The 20702-nt window shown below is 72.6% G+C and carries 19 protein-coding genes and 3 pseudogenes; 17 read left to right on the plus strand and 5 right to left on the minus strand.

Annotation, left to right across the window (positions count from 1 at the left end):
- Positions 1 to 42: 42 nt before the first annotated feature.
- The 5 genes and pseudogenes from ACFYZZ_RS08560 to ACFYZZ_RS08580 form a co-directional block, all read left to right on the plus strand.
- Positions 43 to 699 (plus strand): annotated as a pseudogene (locus ACFYZZ_RS08560) (alanine racemase); the annotation flags it as partial.
- Between the two features lie 53 nt (positions 700 to 752).
- Positions 753 to 1721, plus strand: coding sequence for a threo-3-hydroxy-L-aspartate ammonia-lyase (locus ACFYZZ_RS08565; protein ID WP_389172961.1), 969 nt, complete (start codon positions 753 to 755; stop codon positions 1719 to 1721).
- Between the two features lie 78 nt (positions 1722 to 1799).
- Positions 1800 to 2534: a hypothetical protein gene (locus ACFYZZ_RS08570; RefSeq protein ID WP_389172963.1), complete on the plus strand. Its 735-nt coding sequence runs from the start codon at positions 1800 to 1802 to the stop codon at positions 2532 to 2534.
- A 63-nt stretch (positions 2535 to 2597) separates the two neighbouring features.
- The gene (locus ACFYZZ_RS08575; protein ID WP_386577648.1) at positions 2598 to 2888 is read left to right on the plus strand and encodes a DUF6400 family protein; all 291 of its coding nucleotides are present in this window, start codon (positions 2598 to 2600) and stop codon (positions 2886 to 2888) included.
- The gene (locus tag ACFYZZ_RS08580; protein ID WP_145884255.1) at positions 2875 to 3102 is read left to right on the plus strand and encodes a hypothetical protein; all 228 of its coding nucleotides are present in this window, start codon (positions 2875 to 2877) and stop codon (positions 3100 to 3102) included. Before ACFYZZ_RS08575 ends, ACFYZZ_RS08580 begins: the two co-directional genes overlap by 14 nt.
- Positions 3103 to 3108: 6 nt before the next feature.
- Here ACFYZZ_RS08580 and ACFYZZ_RS08585 read toward each other — a convergent pair whose 3' ends face one another.
- Together ACFYZZ_RS08585 and ACFYZZ_RS08590 are read right to left on the minus strand one after the other, a co-directional pair.
- Positions 3109 to 3936 carry a maleylpyruvate isomerase family mycothiol-dependent enzyme gene (locus ACFYZZ_RS08585; protein ID WP_389172966.1) on the minus strand — a complete coding sequence of 276 codons (828 nt, stop codon included), beginning with the start codon at positions 3934 to 3936 and terminating at the stop codon, positions 3109 to 3111.
- 98 nt (positions 3937 to 4034) lie between these two features.
- On the minus strand, positions 4035 to 4598 hold the full coding sequence (locus ACFYZZ_RS08590) for a hypothetical protein (protein ID WP_389172968.1): 564 nt from the start codon (positions 4596 to 4598) through the stop codon (positions 4035 to 4037).
- A gap of 170 nt (positions 4599 to 4768) precedes the next feature.
- Between ACFYZZ_RS08590 and ACFYZZ_RS08595 the strand changes: the two genes are divergently transcribed.
- From ACFYZZ_RS08595 to ACFYZZ_RS08625, 7 genes are all read left to right on the plus strand, one after another.
- Positions 4769 to 7597, plus strand: a complete 2829-nt coding sequence (locus ACFYZZ_RS08595) for a BTAD domain-containing putative transcriptional regulator (protein ID WP_389172970.1) — start codon at positions 4769 to 4771, stop codon at positions 7595 to 7597.
- Between the two features lie 65 nt (positions 7598 to 7662).
- On the plus strand, positions 7663 to 9489 hold the full coding sequence (locus ACFYZZ_RS08600) for a BTAD domain-containing putative transcriptional regulator (protein ID WP_389172972.1): 1827 nt from the start codon (positions 7663 to 7665) through the stop codon (positions 9487 to 9489).
- 109 nt (positions 9490 to 9598) lie between these two features.
- Positions 9599 to 10522 (plus strand): helix-turn-helix domain-containing protein, encoded by a 924-nt coding sequence (locus tag ACFYZZ_RS08605; protein WP_389172974.1) that lies wholly within the window; start codon positions 9599 to 9601, stop codon positions 10520 to 10522.
- Between the two features lie 218 nt (positions 10523 to 10740).
- Positions 10741 to 11712, plus strand: coding sequence for an alpha/beta hydrolase (locus tag ACFYZZ_RS08610; RefSeq protein WP_389172976.1), 972 nt, complete (start codon positions 10741 to 10743; stop codon positions 11710 to 11712).
- A gap of 21 nt (positions 11713 to 11733) precedes the next feature.
- Complete coding sequence (locus tag ACFYZZ_RS08615; RefSeq protein ID WP_389172978.1) at positions 11734 to 12453, plus strand: alpha/beta fold hydrolase; 720 nt, start codon at positions 11734 to 11736, stop codon at positions 12451 to 12453.
- Between the two features lie 108 nt (positions 12454 to 12561).
- Positions 12562 to 13542, plus strand: coding sequence for a helix-turn-helix domain-containing protein (locus ACFYZZ_RS08620; RefSeq protein WP_389172980.1), 981 nt, complete (start codon positions 12562 to 12564; stop codon positions 13540 to 13542).
- A 105-nt stretch (positions 13543 to 13647) separates the two neighbouring features.
- On the plus strand, positions 13648 to 15708 hold the full coding sequence (locus ACFYZZ_RS08625) for a protein kinase (protein WP_389172982.1): 2061 nt from the start codon (positions 13648 to 13650) through the stop codon (positions 15706 to 15708).
- 33 nt (positions 15709 to 15741) lie between these two features.
- Here the strand turns inward: ACFYZZ_RS08625 and ACFYZZ_RS08630 are convergent.
- Positions 15742 to 15879 (minus strand): annotated as a pseudogene (locus ACFYZZ_RS08630) (sensor histidine kinase); the annotation flags it as partial.
- 226 nt (positions 15880 to 16105) lie between these two features.
- On the opposite strand from ACFYZZ_RS08630, the gene ACFYZZ_RS08635 reads away from it, so the two are divergent.
- Together ACFYZZ_RS08635 and ACFYZZ_RS08640 are read left to right on the plus strand one after the other, a co-directional pair.
- Positions 16106 to 16996: an NmrA/HSCARG family protein gene (locus ACFYZZ_RS08635; RefSeq protein ID WP_389172984.1), complete on the plus strand. Its 891-nt coding sequence runs from the start codon at positions 16106 to 16108 to the stop codon at positions 16994 to 16996.
- Positions 16993 to 17418, plus strand: a complete 426-nt coding sequence (locus ACFYZZ_RS08640; RefSeq protein WP_389172986.1) for a MarR family winged helix-turn-helix transcriptional regulator — start codon at positions 16993 to 16995, stop codon at positions 17416 to 17418. Before ACFYZZ_RS08635 ends, ACFYZZ_RS08640 begins: the two co-directional genes overlap by 4 nt.
- Positions 17419 to 17426: 8 nt before the next feature.
- On the opposite strand, the gene ACFYZZ_RS08645 is transcribed toward ACFYZZ_RS08640, so the two are convergent.
- Positions 17427 to 18218: a ribonuclease BN gene (locus tag ACFYZZ_RS08645; protein WP_389172988.1), complete on the minus strand. Its 792-nt coding sequence runs from the start codon at positions 18216 to 18218 to the stop codon at positions 17427 to 17429.
- Positions 18219 to 18324: 106 nt separating this feature from the next.
- On the opposite strand from ACFYZZ_RS08645, the pseudogene ACFYZZ_RS08650 reads away from it, so the two are divergent.
- Together ACFYZZ_RS08650 and ACFYZZ_RS08655 are read left to right on the plus strand one after the other, a co-directional pair.
- A pseudogene (locus ACFYZZ_RS08650) lies at positions 18325 to 18786 on the plus strand (AzlC family ABC transporter permease); the annotation flags it as partial.
- Complete coding sequence (locus ACFYZZ_RS08655) at positions 18779 to 19108, plus strand: branched-chain amino acid transporter permease (protein ID WP_389172990.1); 330 nt, start codon at positions 18779 to 18781, stop codon at positions 19106 to 19108. The pseudogene ACFYZZ_RS08650 and the gene ACFYZZ_RS08655, both read left to right, overlap by 8 nt.
- A gap of 106 nt (positions 19109 to 19214) precedes the next feature.
- On the opposite strand, the gene ACFYZZ_RS08660 is transcribed toward ACFYZZ_RS08655, so the two are convergent.
- Complete coding sequence (locus ACFYZZ_RS08660) at positions 19215 to 19706, minus strand: peptidylprolyl isomerase (protein ID WP_389172992.1); 492 nt, start codon at positions 19704 to 19706, stop codon at positions 19215 to 19217.
- 125 nt (positions 19707 to 19831) lie between these two features.
- Here ACFYZZ_RS08660 and ACFYZZ_RS08665 point away from each other — a divergent pair, with 125 nt between their 5' ends.
- Positions 19832 to 20680 carry a class I SAM-dependent methyltransferase gene (locus tag ACFYZZ_RS08665; protein ID WP_389172994.1) on the plus strand — a complete coding sequence of 283 codons (849 nt, stop codon included), beginning with the start codon at positions 19832 to 19834 and terminating at the stop codon, positions 20678 to 20680.
- Positions 20681 to 20702 lie beyond the last annotated feature (22 nt).

The raw sequence follows: 20702 nt of genomic DNA on the forward strand, positions 1-20702 counted from the left end.
CGGAACCTGGCCGATCCCGACACCCCGTTCGCCGTCGTCGACCTGCGCGACAGCACCGAACAGGCGACGACCGTCGCCCACGCCGCGCGCGAAGCGGGCATCGCTCTGCCCGCCCAGATCGAGATCGGCTGCGACGGCCACCGCGGCGGCCTCAGGCCCGACGCGCCCGGGCTCGTCGGCATCGGCCGCGTCCTGCACGAGGCGGGCTGCCTCGACGGCGACCTGACGCACGCGGGGGAGTCCTACTTCGCCCGCACCGCGGAGGATCAGCGCCTGGCGGCGAAGAACAAACGCGACGCCGCCGTCGCCGCGGCCGACGCACTGCGGGCCGCCGGGCCGCCCGTGCCCGTCGTCGGCGTCGGCTCCACCCCCACCGCCCACGCAGCGGACGACCTCACCGGCGTCACCGAGCTGCGCGCCGGCAACCACGTCTTCTTCGACCTGGTCATGGCCGGCCTGGGCGTCTGCGACCTCGACGATCCAGGCCCTGTCGTCAAACTCCCGTCTGCCCTGCGACGCCGCGCACGCTCCCGCACTGCGTCAAGGGCGTGGGAGGTGCCGCCACACCCGCCTGCGCGTCCTGCCCCACCACGCGCCACAGCGGCCCAGCACCACGGCTACCACGTCGTCGACGGCAGCCGGCCCGACGGCCCCACGCCCACGATCCAGGGGGTCTGGAACCGCGTCAGCGGCTGGTAGCCCGCCCGCCGAGGTTCCCGATCACCTCCCGCCTCCTACCGCAAGGACACGCCATGGCCACCGTTTCGCCCGTAACGTTCGACGACGTCCGTGAGGCCGCCGCGCGCCTCAAGGGCATTGCCCACCGCACCCCCGTCCTCACCTCACGCACGCTCGACGCCCTCGTCGGCGCCGAGGTGTTCATCAAGTGCGAGAACTTCCAGCGGATCGGCGCCTTCAAGATCCGCGGGGCCTACAACGCGGCGGCCCAGCTCTCTCCCGAGCAGCTGGCCAAGGGCATCGCCGCCTACTCCTCCGGCAACCACGCCCAGGCCACCGCCCTGGCCGCCCGCGAACTGGGCACCAGCGCCGTCATCCTGATGCCCGAGGACGCCCCCCGCTCCAAGATGGAGGCCACCGTCGGTTACGGGGCGGAGATCGTCACGTACGACCGCTACACCCAGGACCGCACCGCCCTCGGCGAGGCCCTGGCCGAGGACCGCGGCCTGGCCCTGATCCCGCCCTACGACCACCCCCACGTCATCGCAGGCCAGGGCACCGCCGCCCTCGAACTCCTCGAGGACGCCGGAGAACTCGACGCGCTCGTCGTGCCCGTCGGTGGGGGCGGCCTCATCGCCGGCAGCGCCACCACCGCCAAGGCCCTGCACCCGGGCATCCGGATGATCGGTGTCGAGCCCGAGGCGGGCGACGACACCAAGCGCTCCTTGGAGAGCGGCGAGCGCGTCGCTATTCCCGTGCCCCGCACCATCGCCGACGGCCAGGCGCTCTCCACCCCCGGCGAGATCACTTTCGCCATCAACCAGCGCCTGGTCGACGCCGTCACGCTGGTCAGCGACGAGGAGATCGTCCAGGCCATGAGGTTCGCCTTCGAGCGCCTGAAGATCGTCCTGGAACCCAGCGGCGCCTCGGGCCTGGCGGCCCTGCTGGCCGGACGCGTCGAGAACCTTCCGCGGCGGATCGGTGTCATCGCCTCGGGCGGCAACATCGACACCGAGCGGTTCACCGCCCTCATCAGCGGCTGAACCGCAGGTCAGCGCCCGTACGCCCGGTGCCCGACACCCCCTACGGCGCGCGGACCGCCGGCCGGGACAATCTTCGCCATGACCGATGACATGGGCGACGCCGAGAACCGCTTGGCCAGGGTCGAGCGGCTGCTGGAGACCGGCGAGCGTGATCTGGTCCCCGCGTGGCGGCGGGCGACGCGCGGGGAGCCGCGCTGGGCGGTGACCGCCGTGATCCTGGTGGCGGTCGCCCTGCAGCTGATGCTGCCGCACCGGCTCGCGCTCCAGCCGTACTGGGCGCTGCCCGTGCTGGAGCTGGTGCTGCTGGCCGGCCTGATCGCCGCGAACCCCCGGCGGGTCGAGCCGCGGACACGATGGCTGAGGTGGCTCGGCCTGGGCCTGATCTCCGTCATCAGCCTGGCCAACGGCCTGGCGGCCCTCCGGCTCGTCGCGGACCTGGTGAGCGGCCGCGCGGGCAAGGACGCGGTGCCGCTGCTGCTGACCGGCGGCGGCATCTGGCTGACGAACGTCATCGTGTTCGCCCTGTGGTACTGGGAGTGGGACCGCGGCGGCCCGATGGCGCGGGCCCTCGGCCGGCAGCAGCACGCCGACTTCCTCTTCGTGCAGATGCAGAGCCCGGAGGTCGCGTCGCCGAACTGGGAGCCGGCGTTCCTGGACTACCTGTACCTGTCCTTCACCAACTCCACCGCCTTCAGCCCGACCGACGTGATGCCGCTCTCCCGGTGGGCGAAGATGCTGATGATGCTGCAGTCCTCGGTCTCCCTGGTGACCGTGGTCCTGGTGGTCGCGCGGGCCGTGAACATCCTGAAGTGACCTGCTGTGACTTCCCCCACCTGCTCTTGCCGTGGCGGGAAAGGGTTACCTACGTTCGGTCGTATGTCCTCCTTTGGCCCCATCCTTCCTGGCGAGCCGGACGAGCCTGCCGCGGTGAGCGAGTCCGAGCCGGTCGAGTTCGTCGTCGACCTGACCGCGCACGAGATGCTCCGGCGCACGCACGCCCTGGCCGCTCTGGGGCCCGACTGGGACCCCGTCGCGGCGCTGCGCGGTGAGGAGGAGGCGTACGACCTGCTGTACTCCGGCCTCGACGCGGAGCAGCAGCGGATCTACGACGAGCTGGTCGCGGCCGGGGTGCTCCCCAGGCGCGGGGGCGGCGATGCTGCCGCTTGATCCGCAGGCCGACATCGGGCGCCGTGCCTGGGTGGACTGCCCGAACTGCGACGACCGCCGGCAGTGCGCCACCTGCGCGCAGGGCGGTGAGTGCCGCTCCCACTGGCGCTACCTGCTCTCCAACACCGGCAGCCTGCTCCATCTGCAGTGCCCGTCCTGCACCCACGTCTGGAACCACGAGACCCACTTCGGAGCAACCCGGTCCCAGGGGTGAGCCCGCTCAGGGCGCGGTGAACAGGGTCGGGAAGCGGGGAGCCAGCCAGGGCTTGGGTCCCCAGGCGAGGATCTGTCCCCGGGCGATGGCACGCCACGGGTTGAGCCGGCCCAGCGCGACGAGCAGGAAGGCGGTGGGCTCGATGAGGATGGTGCAGTCCGAGCGGTCCTGCGGCGCCCCCGGGGTCACCTGCACCGCACCGTCGGCCAAGGCCACGCCGAACGCCTCGCCCCCGCGGAGCCGGACCGTGTAGCGAGCCGTGAGACCGGTGGTGGCCGCGGTGTTCGTGACGCGCGGCATGACCGAGAGCATGAACGGTATGCAGAGGCTCACGCGCGGGCCGTCGACCATGTGCGGGCGGTCCAGGGCGCGCGCGAGATCGTATCCATGACCCAGCATGTGCGTGAGCAGGTAGGACGCGAGAACGCCGCGGTCCATGGGGCCCAGCGGCGTGGTCGGTGCGGGGTCTTGGGCGCTCGTCCGCGTCATGGCGTCCAGGAAGGCCTCGGCCTGCTCCGCGATCATCGTCGCCAGCGGCTCCGCCCGGCGCTCTTCGAAGACGGCGAGCGACTCCTCGTTCGCCGCGGCCAGGCTCTGCGGGGTGCCGTCGCCGTAGGGGCGTTCGCGCCCGGCGGCGAGGTCGGCCATCAGCTCGTTGGCCAGGGCCAGATGCGCGGCCGCCTCGCCGACGGTCCACTCCGAACCCGGTACGGGAACCGTCGTGTCGGGCACACCCCGCAACAGCGCGGCGATGTCCTCGGCAGTCCCGCGTATCGCCTGCCCGAGTCCCTCGGGCAACAGCCCCTCGATGTCCTGTCGTTCCGTCGGCCGCACGCCGCCCGCCCCTCCCGCCTGCCGTCCCCCGTGCGCACGGGGTGCCGGGTACCCAACCAGACGCGGGAACACAGGGCAAGCGTGCGTGCGGCCCGTGATCAGCGGCTGCCCGTCCAGTTGTGGGCCACGTCGATCACCAGACGGTCGGACAGCTGGAGCACCCGGAACGGCAGCCGGGCCCGGACCCCGAGACCGATCTGAGTCTCTCCCTCGAAGCTGCCGGCGAACCGGGTGTCCCGGAAGGTGCGGTACCCGCTGACGTTCACGCCGGGAAGGGTGCGGCCCACCCGTCCCGGGTACGTCACCGCGCCGGTCTCCGGGTCGTAACTCGGCGCGCCGATGTGGACGTCGAGGATCGCCCCGCCGCCGACCGGGATGTACCGGCCGCTGGCGGTCTGGTGGAGCCGGTGGACGTACCTGACGGAGTAGCCGAGGGAACGGCCCCCGCCCGGCACGTCGAAGACCATGCGGTCGAAGCAGGTGTGCCGACCGGTCCTGATGTCGTCGAGCGGCACGGCACCGGCGGTGGGGCCGCCCTTGGCGCCGCTGCCCCAGCCGGTCGGACAGGCCGTCGCCTGTGTGGTGGCCGCCGCGCTCGACGCCGTCCCCAACCCTGCGCCCGCCAGAAGGAGCGCTGCTATCACTGCCCCAATTCTTCGCATGATGTCCCCCTTGGTCGAGTCATGCTGTTATGAGGTGAGACACGCAACTATGGCGAAAGGTTGCACGCAGAGATGCCGGAAGTTTCAGGGGTCTCGCGGCGCAGTAACTCTCGGTTACCGATCCGGTGACGTACATTCGAGTCCGGGGAGGCAGACCGGAGGGGGGCGTCATGCCGGACGGGTCGGCCGTGCGGTTCGCGGTGCTGGGGCCGGTGCGGGTCTGGCGCGGAGAGCGCGAGCTGGAACTCGGGGGCCCTCAGGAACAGGCAGTGCTGGCCCTCCTGTTGCTTCGTGCAGGCCAGCCCGTGCCCGTACCCGAAATCGTCGACGCGCTGTGGGGACCGCACCCGCCGCGCACCGCCGTCAACGTCGTCCGCCGCCATGTCGGTTCCCTGCGCCGCCTGTTGGAGCCCGGGCTGCCCGCGCGGGCGTCGGGCCGCCGGCTGGTGCGCGGCGCCGGCGGCTACCGGCTGGTCACCGACGGCGACGCCCTGGACCTCGTACGCTTCCGCGAGTTGCGGGACGAAGCCCGGCGGGCCACCGCCGACGGCTCGCCCGTACGGGCCGTGGAACTGCTCGCCGAAGCACTGTCTCTGTGGAACGGACCGGTTGCCGCCGGGATCTCCCCGGACGTGCGCGACCGCATCGCGGTCGGCGGGCCGGAGCGCGAGCGCCTCGCCGCCGTGCGCGAGGCGGCCGACGCGGCACTGCACGCCGGAGTACCGGACAGGGTGCTGCCGGAACTCCGGCAGGCCGCCGCCGCGCACCCGCTGGACGAGCCCCTGCTGGCCCGGCTGGTCCTGGCCCTCGCGGCCACCGGTCGTCGCGCCGACGCGCTGGACACGCACCGGACCGCCTGCGACCGCCTCGCCGACGAGCTGGGCATCGACCCCGGCCCCGAACTGCGGGACGCACTGCACGAGGCGACCGGCCAGGGCGCTGACACACCGCACCCGCAATCCCCGGGCACGCACCCCGCCGTACCCGCCCAACTGCCCCACGACCTGCCCACGTTCACCGGACGGCGCACCGAACTCGCGGAGGTGCTCGGCTCGCTCGCGGGCGACGCGGAGCACGCCGATACGGTCCTGATCTCCGCGCTCGGCGGCATGGCGGGGGTGGGCAAGACCACGCTCGCCGTCCACTGGGCCCACCGGGTCGCCGACCGGTACCCGGACGGCCAGCTCTACGTCGACCTGCGCGGCTTCGCTCCGTCCGGGGCGATCACCGAGCCGGGGGAGGCCCTGCGCGGCTTCCTCGACGCGCTCGGGGTGCCGCCCGAGCGCATCCCGCAGGGCCCGGACGCACAGGCCGCTCTCTACCGCAGCGTGCTGTCCGGACGGCGGGTGCTCGTCCTGCTCGACAACGCGCGCGACGCGGAGCAGGTGCGGCCGCTGCTGCCCGGCGCGCCCGGCTGCCTCACCATCGTCACCAGCCGGGACGAACTCACCGGCCTGGTGGCCGCCCACGGAGCCCGCTCCCTGACCCTGCGGCCGTTCGACACCGGCCAGGCGCGGGCGTTCCTCGCCGGCCGGCTGGGCGCGGAACGGATCGCCGCCGAACCCGGGGCGGTCGACGCGATCATCACCCGATGTGCCGGACTGCCCCTCGCCCTCGCCTGCGTGGCCGCCCGCGCCGCCCTCCGCCCGCACTTCCCGCTGGCCGCCGTGGCCGCCGAACTCCGCGAGGCCCAGGGCAGTCTCGACGCCTTCACCCGGCCCGACACCTCGGCGGACGTCGCCACGGTGTTCTCCTGGTCCGTACGTGCCGTGTCGGCCGAGGCCGCCCGGCTCTTTAGGCTCCTGGCCCTGCACCCCGGCCCGGACGTGTCCCCGGCCGCCGCGGCCGCGCTCGCCGGACTGCCGCTCCGTCAGGTGCGTCCCCTGCTCGCCGAACTCTCCCGCGTCCACCTCGTCAACGAACCTGCGCCCGGCCGCTACGCCTTCCACGACCTGCTCCGCGCGCACGCCGCCGAACTCCTCCAGGCCCACCACGACGAGGCCGAGCGGCAGGAGGCGACCGACGGGCTGTTCGCGCACTATCTGTACTGCGCCCATGCCGCCGGTGCGCTCCTCGATCCCAGCGGGGATCTCCCGCCCCTGCCGGAGGGCCCGCACGCCGAACCGTTCGCCGACGACAGCCAGGCCCTGGCCTGGCTCGGTGCCGAGTACGGAGTGCTGCCTGCCGTCATCCAGGCGGCGGCGGCCTCCCGACGCGACCGGCTCGCGTGTCTGCTGGCCTGGTCCCTGGAGCCGTACTTCGAACGGCGCGGCCACTGGCACGACGGACTGGCCGCCCAGCGCACCGCGCTCGGCGCCGCGCTGCGGCTCGCCGATCCCGCCCTGGAGGCCCGCGCCCTGCGCGGCGTCGGCCGGGCGGCGGGCAGACTGGGGCTGCACGAGGAGGCCCGCGCCCACCTCGACCGAGCCCTGGAGCTGTTCACCGGCCTCGGTGACCTCGTCGGCCGGGCGGGAACCCACCGCAGCCTGGGCTGGACGAGCGAGCAGCAGGGCGACCTGGCCGAGGCCCTGCGGCACAACCGGCTCGCCCTCGACCTGTTCCGTGCCGCGGGCCACCGGCCGGGGCAGGCCAGTGTCCTCAACTCCGTCGGCTGGTACCACGTCCTGCTCGGCGAGCACCGGCAGGCGCTCGCCCACTGCTTCGAAGCCCTGACCCTGCTCCAGGACCTGGGCGACCGCTACGGCCAGGCCGCGACCTGGGACAGCGTCGCCTACGCCTACCACCACCTCGGCCGCCACCCGCACGCCCTGCTCGGCTACCGCAACGCGCTGACCCTGTACCGCGCACTCGGGGTGCCGTACCCGGAGGCGGACACGCTCACCCGCATCGGCGAGACCCACCTGGCCACCGGCGACCGCGACGGCGCCCGGGCCGCCTGGGAAGAGGCCCTCACCCTCCTCACCGCACTCGGCCACCCCGACGCCGACCGGGTCCGGGCCAGACTCGACGGGCGGGACGAACAGCTCGGCGCGGTGTGAGCGGCGTGCCCACGCGCGATGCGGTCGGTGGTCGGTGGCCGTGCGGGACGGGGCGCGGTGAAGCGATGCGGTTCGAAGTGCTCGGATCCCTGCGGGTGGTACGGGGGGAGACCGAGCTGGACCTCGGCTTTCCGCAGCAACGGGCCCTGCTCGGGCTGCTGCTGGTGCACACGGGCCGGTCCATGCGGATGAGCGAGATCGTCGACGTGCTCTGGTCCGGGCAGCCCCCTGCAAGTGCCCGGAACGTGGTGCGCCGCTACGTCGGTGCCCTGCGCAGGCTGCTGGAACCGGGACTGCCGCTGCGCGCGCCCGGACAGCGCCTGCTCGGCCGCACCGGTGGCTATCTGCTGGCGGCGGACACCGCCGAGGTCGACCTGCTGTGCTTCCGCGACCTCGCCCGGCAGGGCATGCGGGCCGCCGCCACCGGACGGCCGGAGGAAGCGGTACGGCACTTCGCCGACGCCCTCGCCCTGTGGCGCGGTCCGGTGGCGACGGGGATACCCGCGGCCACACGCGCGCACCCGCACTTCGCGGCCGTGGAGCGGGACATCGTGCGCACCGCGCAGATGGCAGCGGACGCAGCCCTGCTGTGCGGCAGGCCGGAGCAGGTGCTCCCCGCCCTGCGCAGAGCCGCCGAACTCGAACCGCTCGACGAGCCGTTGCACGCCCGACTGGTCATGTCGCTGGCGGCCTGCGGACTGCAGGCCGAGGCGTTGACCGCGTACGAGCACGTCCGGCGCGACCTGGCCGCTCAACTGGGCGTCGCACCCGGTCCCGAGCTGGGCGCCGCCCACGCCCGCGTCCTGCGCCAGGAGGTGCGACCCGCCGGGCACATCACCGCGCGGAACACGCCGTCGGCGCGCGCGAAGTCTCCGGAACCCTTCGTACGGCCCGCCCAGTTGCCGCCCGACCTCGCCGTCTTCACGGGCCGCGGCACCGAACTCGACAGGCTGAGCGCCCTCGCCGACACCACTGCGGCCACCGGCCACCTGCCCGCGACCGTCCTGATCAGCGGAATGGCGGGCATCGGCAAGACCACCCTCGCGGTCCACTGGGCGCACCGCGCCGCCGACCGTTTCCCGGACGGCCAACTCCACGTGGACCTGGGCGGCTTCGACCCGCGCCGGGCCGCCCTGGAACCCGCCGAGGCGCTACGGCAGCTCCTCGCCGCCCTCGGAGTGCCCGCACAGCGGATGCCGGAGGGCGTCGACGCGCTCGCAGGCCTCTACCAAGGCCTGCTGGCGGGCCGCCGCCTTCTCCTCCTCCTCGACGGCGCCGCCGACGCCGAGCAGCTCCGCCCTCTGCTGCCCGTCTCGCCCGACTGCCTGACCGTGGTCACGAGCCGCAACGGACTGCCCGGCCTGATCGCCGCCGGCGCCCGCCCACTGCGCCTGAACGTGCCGTCCGCGGCGGACGCCCGCGCCGTCCTGGCCCGGCGGATCGGCTCCGAGCGGGTGGCTGCCGAACCCGAGGCGGCCGAGGAGATCGTCGTACGGTGCGGGCGGCTGCCGCTGGCCCTCGCCGTCGTCGCCGCGCGCGCCGCCAGCCGCAGAGACTTTCCGCTGGCCGCCCTCGCCGCCGAACTCCGCGCCTCGCACGGCAGCCTCGACGCCTTCTCCTCCGCCAAGGGGGCAGCCGACGCCCGCGCCGCGTTCGGCTGTTCCTACCGCACCCTGTCGGCGCAGGCTGCCCGGCTGTTCCGGCTGCTTCCGCGGCACACCGGCCCCCTCGTCACGGCCGGTGCCGCCGGGGCACTGGCCGACCTGCCGGTGCGCGAGGCCCGGACTCTCCTGGGCGAGCTGGCCGAGGCGCACCTCGTCACCGAACCAGGGCCCGGCCACTACGCCCTGCACGAGCTGCTGCGTGCCTTCGCCACCGAACTCACCGAGTAGCCCCCTCACTTCCTTGTCACTCTTTTTGCACATCCCCCCACCTACGCTCCCGGCGAAGCGGCCTTCTCCATCGCCGCTTCACATGACAACAGAGCGGAGGCGACGAAAGATGACGGCGACGACCGGCATCGAGACGAGCGGCGGACACCCGGGGTCACCGCAACCGGGACCGGTGTGGCGACGGGCCATGGGACTCGACATCCTCATCACGGACCCGGCCCCCGCCGTGCTGCCCCGCGAACGCTCGCCGCACGCCCAACCGGACCTCACCGCAGGGCCCCGCAGGTGGATCGCCCGGGACAGCGGCGAGTTCCTCTTCGTGGGCGTGCGGGGCGGCGGGGCGCTGTTACTGCAGGAACCCTCCGTGGACGGCGAACTCGGCCCGGGCGACATCTGCTTCTACGACCTGCGCCACCCGCCCGCGCTGGACCTTCCCGAGCGATGCCGTACGAAGACGTTCCTGCTCTCACGTGAACTGCTGGGGCTCGCGGACCGCGACCTGCACCGGATCACCAGGGTGCCGGTGCGCCGCGACTCCCGGATGGGCTCACTCCTCTCGCCGTTCCTGTCCGACCTCGCCGACACCGCCGTCACGTCCCGGGCCACGGTCGGCGAGATGCTCGCCTGGAACGCCGTGAACCTGCTCACCACCCTCGCCACGGAGCATCTGCGGGAACACGGGAGGGCGGCGGCCGACGACCAGTCGGCCCTGATGTGCCGGATCCACCGGTTCATCGACCTGAATCTGAGTGACGTGGAGCTGTCCCCCGAGCGGATCGCCCGCGCCCACCACATCTCCGTGCGCTACCTGCACAAGCTCTTCGCCGGCGAAGGGACCACCGTCGGCCGGCGGATCCTGCTGCGTCGGCTGGAGGAGTGCCGGCGCGAACTCGCGGACCGTTCCCGCGGGATCCGGACCATCGCCGCGGTGGCGGGCCACTGGGGCTTCGCCAGCGCCACGCACTTCAGCCGCGTCTTCCGGGCCACGTACGGGATGACCCCGAGCGAGTGGCGGGACTCCGCGGGCCGGTAGCCGGCTGCTTCCCGTCGGCGCACCGAACCATTCCCCCAGCGTACGCACCCTCAGCGGCGCCGCGCGCATCCGTGCACTGTCGGCACACCAGCCGTTCGCTCACAGGCAATTGACCTCCGCCCGGCGGATCTACGGTGGCGCTCAGCGGTGCCGGAGTACTCAGCGGATTCACCATCCCACCATGCGATCCGGCGCCCCCGATCATCCGAGGAGAATCGATGTCCGACGCCGTAGCACCGGTCCAGCCGGTCCTGGAACCCGCCGCCGCCGAGTTCGCCCGCGCGACCGCCAACCCGCCGTACCTGTTCGACCTGGCCCCGGCGGAGGGCCGCAAGGCGGTCGACGAGGTGCAGTCCGGCGAGATCGAGAAGCCTGCGGTCGACGAGGAGTGGATCACCGTCTCGGGCGGCCCCACGGGCAGCGTCCGGGCACGCATCGTCAAGCCCGCCGGCGCCACCGGCACCCTCCCGGTGATCGTCTACATCCACGGCGCCGGCTGGGTCTTCGGCAACGCCCACACCCACGACCGCCTGGTGCGCGAACTCGCCGTCGGCGCGAACGCCGCGGTCGTCTTCCCCGAGTACGACCTGTCGCCCGAGGCCCGCTACCCGGTCGCCATCGAACAGAACTTCGCCGTCGCCCGGTGGGTCGTCGAGCAGGGCGCCGCCAAGGGCCTGGACGGCTCCCGGCTGGCCGTGGCCGGTGACTCCGTCGGCGGCAACATGACCGCCGCCCTCACCCTGATGGCCAAGGAGCGCGGCGGCCTCCCGCTGGTCCAGCAGGTGCTGTTCTACCCGGTCACGGACGCTAACTTCGACACCGGCTCCTACCACCAGTTCGCCACCGGCTACTTCCTGCGCCGCGACGGCATGCAGTGGTTCTGGGACCAGTACACGACCGACGAGGCCGAGCGGGCGCAGATCACCGCCTCCCCGCTGCGCGCCACCACCGAGCAGCTGACGGGCCTGCCCCCGGCGCTGGTCATCACCGGCGAGGCCGACGTGCTGCGCGACGAGGGCGAGGCCTACGCCGGCAAGCTCCGCGAGGCCGGTGTGCCCGTCACCGCGGTGCGCTTCCAGGGCATCATCCACGACTTCGTCATGCTCAACGCCCTGCGCGGCACCCACGCCGCCGAGGCCGCCATCACCCTGGCCGTCCGCACCCTGCACGCGGCCCTGCACACCGCCTGAAGCCGAGGAGACTGAACCGACATGACCGCCTCCACTCCCACGGTCGTCCTCGTCCACGGCGCGTTCGCCGACGCGACCAGCTGGTCCGGAGTCATCGAGGAACTCCAGCGCGAGGGAATCCCCGTCGTCGCGCCGCCCAACCCGCTGCGCGGCCTCGCCTCCGACGCCGCCTACATCGCCTCCGTGGCCGCCCAGATCGACGGCCCCGTCGTGCTGGTCGGCCACTCGTACGGCGGTGCGCTCATCACCGTGGCCGGCACCGTCGAGAACGTCGTCGGGCTGGTCTACGTGGCCGCCTACGTCCTCGAGGAGGGCGAGAGCCTCGGTGAGCTGCAGGGCCGCTTCCCGCTCTCGCCGCTGGTGGGCAACCTGAAGCAGTGGACGTACCCCGGCCCGGACGGCGAGGACGCCGTCGAGGTCACCATCGCGGCTGACGCCTTCCCGTCGGTCTTCGCCGCCGACGTGGCCCCCGAGGTCACCAAGGTCCTCGCGGTGGCCCAGCGCCCGCTCGCCGCCGCGGCCTTCGAGGAGACCGCCTCCGCCGCCGCGTGGCAGACCAAGCCGGCCTGGGCGCTGATCGCCGGCGCGGACGAGGCGATCAACCCGGAGGTCGAGCGCTACGGCGCGAAGCGGGCCGGAGCGATCGTCATGGAGCTGGAGGGCGCGTCGCACGCGGTCGCCGTGTCCCAGCCCAAGGAGGTCGCCGCACTGATCCGCGACGCGGTCCGCGCGACGAGCTGACCGCACGCCACGAAGCTCGCCCTTCCGCACGGGCGGAAGGGCGAGCCCGTACGCGACTTTCCTTCCGAGCCCGTACCTGATTTTCCATCCGACTCTTCGTGGAGCCTGGTGTCCGACGTTCTCTCCACGGCGCCCCTCGCCGCCTCCGCCCGGGCCGAGCGCTGGCACGAGGCGGTGTCCCGTACCTTCATCCCGCTCGACGTCACCTTTCTGGAGCGGGAACCGTCCCCGGGAAGCATCGTCGGCCGGCGCGTCGGCGTCCTCCAGGTCGCCCATGTCGAGGCGGGCCCGCAACTGGTGACGCGCAGCAGACGTCTCATCGCCCGTGACGGCCAGGAGTTCCTGACCCTCAGCCTCCAGCTGCGGGGTTCCTCACTCAAGGAGCAGGACGGCCGGGAGACCGTGATACGGCCCGGCGAGTTCTCCCTCTCGGACTCCTCCCGCCGGTTCAGAAAGAGACTCGACGAGAAATTCCGCTTCACGTCCTTCCATTTCCCCCGCCAGGCCCTTCGTGTGCCGGACGAGGATCTGCGGGCGGTGACGGCGACGGCGTTCCGTCCCGACGAGGCGAGCGCCGCACTGGTGTCGACGTACTTCACCCGCGTGGCGCGTGCGGCGGACAGCTTCGACGACACCGCGGGCCGGCAGGTCGCCGCCACGGCGCTCGACCTGCTGGCGCTGCTGATCGACGAGCGGCGCGGACGCCTCGCGCCACCGTCCTCGGAGACCGCCGCGGCCACCCTGGTGCGCGTGAAGGACCACATCGTGCGCAACCTGTCCGACCCGGAACTCTCCCCGTCAGGGATCGCCGCGGCACACTTCATGTCGGTCCGCTCCCTGCACCAGCTGTTCCGCTCCGAGGGCGTGACGGTGGGCTGCTGGATACGGCTGCAGCGCCTGGAACGCTGCCGACGGGACCTGCTGAGGCCCGAGGCGCAGTCGGGCGGCGTGGCAACGGTCGCCCGCCGCTGGGGTTTCCTGAGCCCCAGCCACTTCAGCCGCTGCTTCCGCGCCGCGTACGGGATGACGCCCAGGGAATGGCAGCTTGACGGTGCGTCGGACGGGGTGAGTATCGCCGTGACCGTGTGACCCGTCCGCTCCCCGACAACGCGTGCCGACGCCAACCATCTGCGTGATATACACATTCTCCACATCTTCTGCACGATCCGTCGGCATGCTCCTGGGGGGAGTTCCGTGAGCACTAATGGCGCGGGCGGGCGGGTGCGTCCTGCCCACCCCGGGGACCCCGCCCGCATCGGCCCGTACCGGATCATCGGCCGTCTCGGCTCCGGCGGCATGGGCACGGTCCACGCCGGCCTCACCGACGACGGACTCCGGGTCGCGGTCAAGGTGATCCATCCCGCGCAGGCCCAGGACCCGGAGTTCCGGGCGCGGTTCCGCCGTGAGGTCCAGCTCTCCGCCCGGGTGCAGGGCCCCTGCCTCGTGCCGCTGCTCGCCGCCGATCCCGAGGCCGCCGCACCCTGGCTGGCGACCGCCTATGCGCCCGGCCCCACCCTCAGCGAGCACCTGGCCGGGTACGGCCCCCTCACCGGCGGCACGCTGTACGCGTTCGCGACCGGTACGGCCCGGGCGCTGGCGGCCATTCACCAGGCCGGTGTGGTCCACCGGGACGTGAAGCCGCAGAACGTCATCCTCACGCCCGCCGGGCCCCGCGTGCTGGACTTCGGCATCGCCCACGCCGCCGACGGCACCAGCGTGACCCGGACCGGCGTCCTGACCGGCACCCCCGGCTGGATCAGCCCCGAGTACTACCGCGGGGGCGCGGCCGGACCCGAGGGCGACCTGTTCGCCTGGGGCGTGCTGGTGGCGTACGCCGCGACCGGCCGTCTCCCGTTCGGTGCCGGCGCGCCGGACGCGGTCGCGTTCCGCGTCATGTCGGGGGAACCCGATCTGGACGGAGTTCCGCGGGAGTTGCGGGAGATCGTGGAGACGGCCCTCGCGAAGGAACCCGGCGAGCGGACAAGCGCCGTGACGGCGGCGGACACGTGTGCAGCGCTGCTCGCCGCGCAGGCCACCCAGGTCGTCGGCGGCGAGGTGGACCTGGGACCTACCCGCGCCGGTGAACCGGTCATGGCCCAGTGGGACCTGCCCACCCTGGACGATCCCCGCTGGCACGCCCCGGCGACACCGTCCTCCCGCAAGCGGACCATCACGACTGTTCTCGTCGCCGCAGCCGTGGCCGGTGGCCTCGCAGGCGCCGTCATCGCCCTCCCCGGCGGGGGCGGCGACCATGCCGCAAAGACCAAGGAGCCCAACGCCACCGCGTCCCCGGCCGCGCACGAGGACAGCACCGCACAGCACACCCGAACCGCCGCGCCCGAGGGGACGAGGGAACCGGCGCAGCCGGCGGGCGATCCTCGCAGGGCAGCCGTCCCGACCGACCCGCTCGCGGGGGTGACCGACCCCGCCTTCACCCGCGCCGGGGACGAGACCCAGCCCGGTGACGACGAGTGGCGAGTCAGTACCGGAGCGAGCACCGCGACCGAGCAGGGCGTGGCGACCACGGTCCGGGACGACATGAGGACCATGCTCGCCACCAAGGACATGGCCTTCATGGAGCCCACGGTCACGTTCAGCAAGAGCGCACAGACGCTGATGGTGACCGGCGGCCCGATCTCGCAGCTTCCCGAGGACCAGCAGGAAGTGTTCCGCAGGAGCGGGGAGATGGCGGCCTGCACCGCCCTCGCCCGCCGGCTCGCGGACAACCCCACCGCCTGGCCCTACGGCCGCTACGCGGTCTTCTGGAAGGACTACGACACCGATCCCGAGCCGAACGTCCTCGGCTTCGGCGAGGCCACCGACGGGTGCTACAACCTGACCGCCGGGCAGTGGCAGGGCGACGAGTCCGGTATGGCGACCGCGCAGATACCGAGCAGCGACCGGGCGGAGATCCGCGTCGCCGACGCCACCGACAAGGCCGTCACGGCGGCCTGGAAGGTCCGGGTCGCCGAGGGCAACGGGGTGGATCCGGTGGCCGCGGAGAACGACATCAGCCTGGGCTTCGATCCGGTCGAGAAGGCCGCGTACGTGTGGATGCACGACCCCGACGGCACACTGATCGGCCGGGCCCAGCGGGACAACTTCCAGGACGTCGTCACCACCACCGCCTGCCGGAAGCTGGTCTCCGAGTACAGCAGCAACAAGGCGTGGCGGTACACCCGTTGGTCCGTCGCCGTGTGGGAGGGCAACAGCCGCTTCCCCGAGTTCACGGGCTCGGGGGACTGCATGAAGTGAGGGCCCGGGCCGGTCGCCCGCCGCCCTCGGCGATCACCACACACACGGCAGCCGCACCTCGACCACGGTCGGACGCCCGACCGGGCTGGACACCTGCACGCTGCCGTCCAGCGCGGCGACCCTGCGGCGGATGCCCAGCAGCCCGGTGCCCTCGCTCTCGTCCGCCCCGCCCGCCGACGTCCACCCCGTCCAGGGGGACGCACCCGGCACCGTCCTCATCGGCGGCGGCTCCGTCATCGTCTCCCACTCGGCGAGATGCCGGCCGACCCGCTGCGTGATCCACTTCACCACTTTTTAACTGCGCGACGCAGTGAAGATGTGGGCTATTCTCTTCGTGACGCAGTTAATGCGCAGCGCAGGAATAGCGTGCGCTGCCCGTACACGTTCAGGAGTCCACATGCTCACCATCGCCGTCACCGGTGCGACCGGCGCCCAGGGCGGAGCCACCGCCCACGCCCTGCTGGCCGCCGGACACCGGGTCCGCGCTCTCACCCGCACCCCCGCCGCACCCGCGGCCGAGGCCCTGCGCCGGCTCGGTGCGGACGTCCGGTACGCCGACTTCGACGACCGCCCCTCCCTGGACGCCGCCCTCGCCGGCGCCGACTCCCTCTTCGCGGTGACCACCCCGTTCGGCACGGACACCGCCACCGAGGTCCGCCAGGGCAGGACCCTGCTGGACGCGGCGGCGGCCGCCCGGGTCGGCCACATCGTGTTCACGTCGGCGGCGCACGCCCACCGCGGCACGGGCATCCCGCACTACGACAGCAAGGACGAGATCGAGCGCCACCTCAGGACGACGGGCGTCCCCTGGACGGTCATCGCCCCCGCGGCCTTCATGGACAACTTCGCCTCCGGCTGGACCCTGGAAGGCCTGCGCGAGAACACGTTCGCCTGGCCCATGCCGGCCGACCGCCCCCTGACGCTCATCCCGGCCGACGACATCGGCGCGTTCGCGGCCCTGGTCCTGCAGCGCCGGTCCGCCTTCACCGGCCGCCGTGTCGACATCGCGTCCGACGAACTCACCGCCGCCCAGATCGCCGCGGCCCTGTCCGCCGCCACCGGCCGCCGCGTCACGCACCACGAGGTGCCTCTGTCCCACGTCCGCACCCACTCCGACGACCTCGCGGCGATGTTCTCGTACTTCACCACCACCGGCCTCGACGTCGACGTCACCGGCCTGCGCCGCGCCCACCCCGAGGTCGGCTGGCACACCTTCGCCGACTGGGCCGCCGCCCAGGACTGGCCCGCCCTGCTCACCCCGGACCCGAAGGAACCCGCCCTGTCATGAAGCCCATCGGCTACTGGCTCAACCGCACCGACCAGGCCCTCACCCGGCAGATGGACGCCATGCTCGCGGAGTACGGCCTCTCCCGCCTGACCTGGCAGGTCCTCAACGTCGTCCGCGCCGCACCCGGAGCCGCCGACACCGAGGTCCACGCTGCCCTGGGCGCCAACGCCGACACCATCGCCCTGTCCACCGCCCTCCGGACCGTCGTCACCGACGGCTGGGCCACCCGCCCCGCCACGGGCCTGCTCACCCTCACCGCGCAGGGCGACGCCCGCCTGGCCGCCGTCACCGAACGGGTCGCCTTCTTCCGGGAGGCGGTCATCGCGGGCATCTCGCTGGAGGAGTACGGCACCGCTGTACGCGTCCTGGAACGTATGACGCGCAACCTCGAAGGCACACCGGTCGCGGCCTCGACCGGCTGACGGGACGCTCACTCCTCGTGGGTCGGCATCCAGTGGTGCTCGACGAACCAGCGGCCGAACAGTGCACCCCCGTACACCACGAACCCGACGCCGATCAGCCACGACTCCACCACCAGCACGGTTCCGACCGCGCCGTAGCTCAGTGCGTTGGTGATGATGAGCGGGGCGAAGACGAGGAACGAGAAGGCCCTGAGGCCGACCAGGCCGAGGACCGTGGCGATCGCGCCCGGCAGCAGGGTGCGCCAGTGGACCTGGCCCCCCAGCAGGAAGCGCTGGCCCCACCAGAAGAACAGCACCCCGCTGATCACGGACAGTGAGATCCGCTGCATACCGTGTATCGCCGTCCGCGTCTGCACCTCCTGGTAGAGGTAGGCCATCAGCACCGCCAGCCAGGTCGCCTGCCGCCAGACCCGGTGCCAGGGCCCCGACGCGAGGTCCCAGATCCGCTCGTACCCGTTCTGCACGCTGCCCGCGAAGGAGATGCCGAACACCGCGAGCAGGATCAGGCTCAGCACACTGGTGGTGCCGATGACCTTGCGCGGGGGACTGATGACGTCGGTGAGCGCCTCGGCGGACGGCCCCGACAGTCCCATGCCGTCGGTGAGCCACGAGGCGAAGCCGCCCCGCACCAGCGGATCGGCAGCGGCGACCACGATCAGCAGCGGAGCCAGCGTCACCAGGGCCAGCGTGGCGAACCCCATGGCCCGGTGCATCAGCTCCAGTTCACGGCCGTGTTCGAGCAGGGCGCGCAGACGCAGCCACTCCCAAGCGCGGTGGAGGCCGCGCCGCCACTGCCTCACGGGTTCCTCCCGTGCCCTCGATGAGTCTCTGGAGGAGTCTCTGGAGACATGATCGGACGAAAGCCGCGCAATCGCCCGGCCGGACATGCCGGGGGCGCCTGCGCCGGTGAACCTACGCCACGTCTTCTACGCCTTGTCCTTCCCGCTGGACCGGGTGCAGGGGCGGCTCGGGAAGGCGTACAGCACGTTCGCCCTGTGCGACGAGGCGTACGCCCTGACCGCCGGGCAGCAGGCCCGCTCCTGGCCGAGCCGGCGCATCCTCTGGCTGCAGCTCTTCATGCACCTGTACTGGGCCGGGGGCGCCACCGCCGGAGCCCTGCTCGGCTCCCTCATTCCGGACAGCGTCACCGGGCTGGACTTCGCGCTGACCGCCCTGTACACCGTGCTGGCGCTCGACGCCGTCCGTGACCTGCGGGGCGATCTGCCCACCCCGCTGCTCGCCCTCCTCAGCGCCCTGGCCGCCCGGCTGCAGTTCCCCGGTCAGCTGCTGCCGGTCGCCTTCGCCCTGTTCACCGCCCGGCTCCTGCCCCGACACCTCACCACCCGCAGGAGGCCGAGCCATGCCTGACACGACCTACCTCGTCGCCGCGGTCCTGATATCCGCCGCGGTGACCTGGGCCCTGCGCGCCCTCCCGTTCGCCGCCCTCGCCCCGCTGCGGGCGAGCGGCACGGTCCAGTACCTGAGCACGCGCATGCTCGCCGGGATCATGGTGATCCTGGTCGTCTACTGTCTGCGCGACCTGCCGCTGACCCACGCCCGAGTGGCGGCCCCCCTGGCGGCTCTGACGGTCACCATCGGCCTCGATCTGTGGCGCCGCAACGCCCTGTTGAGCATCCTCGGCGGCGCCGCCGTCCATGTGGCGCTGGCCGGCACGGTCTTCGCGCACTGACGGCCCGCGGACAGGGCGACGCCCGGTGAGACGGCCGGTCAGGAGAGAACCGACCGGCGTCATCACCGGGGCGTGCGCGTCACCCGCCGGTGCGGGGGAGCGTCGGTCAGACCGTGCCGCTCGCGGTGATCGTGACCTTCGCGCTGGGCGCGCCGCTCCGGCTGCCCAGGCCCTCGATCTGGTCGACGAGCTTCTGCCCCTCGACCACCTCACCGAAGACGACGTGCTTGCCGTCGAGCCAGTCGGTGACGATCGTGGTGATGAAGAACTGCGAGCCGTTGGTGTTCCGGCCGGCGTTCGCCATGCTCAGCAGGTACGGGCGGTCGTGCTTCAGAGTGAAGTTCTCGTCGGCGAACTTCTCGCCGTAGATGCTCTTGCCCCCGGTGCCGTTGCCCTTGGTGAAGTCGCCGCCCTGCAGCATGAACTGCGGGATGATCCGGTGGAACGAGGAACCGGCGTAGCCGAAGCCGTGCTCGCCGGTGGCCAGCTCGCGGAAGTTCTTGGCGGTCTTGGGAACCACGTCGTCGAAGAGCTTGAAAACGATCCGGCCGGCCGGCTCGTCGTTGATGCTGATGTCGAAGTACACGTTGTCACTCATGGCGATCAACCTACCGTCGTGGAGTCCTGCGACGTGCAGAAGGGTCTCCTTCAGCATCTGGTGTCGCTCCGCACCCCACCGACAAAGACCGTGCCTCGCGCCCCACACACGGGGAAAATCCTCCCGTGACCGAAGACTGGGTGTGGGACGAAACACTGTTCGCGGGCGCAGCCCCCTACTACGACCGCGGCAGACTGCCGTACGCCCCCACTCTCGTGCCGGTGCTGGCCGATGCGCTCGGGCTCGACGGCACCGGGCGGCTCCTCGACGTGGGATGCGGCCCAGGCACCCTGTCCGTGCCCCTCGCGTCCCGGTTCGCCGAAGTCGTGGGCGTGGACCCCGACCCCGGCATGCTCGACGAAGCCGCCCGCCGGGCCGCCGCCGCGGGCGGGGCCGCCAAGTCCCGCTGGGTACGGATCCGGGCCGAGGACCTGCCTGCGGACCTCGGCACCTTCACCGTGGCGGTCTTCGGCCAGTCCTTCCACTGGACGGACCGCGACCTGGTGGCGGCCACCGTGCGGAGCATGCTCCGGCCCGGCGGGGCGCTGGTTCACGTCTCGGACCTGAAGGGCGAGCAACTCGGCATCGAGGGCCTGCCCTACCCCGGTGTGCCGTACGGCGCGATCGACGAACTGGTCAAGCAGTACCTGGGACCGGTCCGCCGCGCCGGGCGCGGAGTGCTGCCCGACGGAACCCCCGGCGGCGAAGCGGCGATCATCGCCCGCGCCGGATTCCTGGGGCCCGAGCGCCATGTCGTCCCCGGCGGACAGGTACTGGAACGCAGCGAGGACGACGTCGTCGCCGGGACCTTCTCGATGTCGTACTCCGCACCCGGCCTGTTCGGCGCGCGCCGTGCCGCCTTCGAAGCCGACCTGCGCCACCTGCTGCGCACGTCCTCCCCCAGGAGCCGCTTCTGCGAACGGGGGCCCAGCACCGAGGTGTTCGTGTGGCGAAACCCGTCCGTATCGGGGTGACCCTGAGCGGAGGCCGCGCCGG

It is taken from the genome of Streptomyces sp. NPDC001816, assembly GCF_042892235.1.
GTDB lineage: Bacteria > Actinomycetota > Actinomycetes > Streptomycetales > Streptomycetaceae > Streptomyces.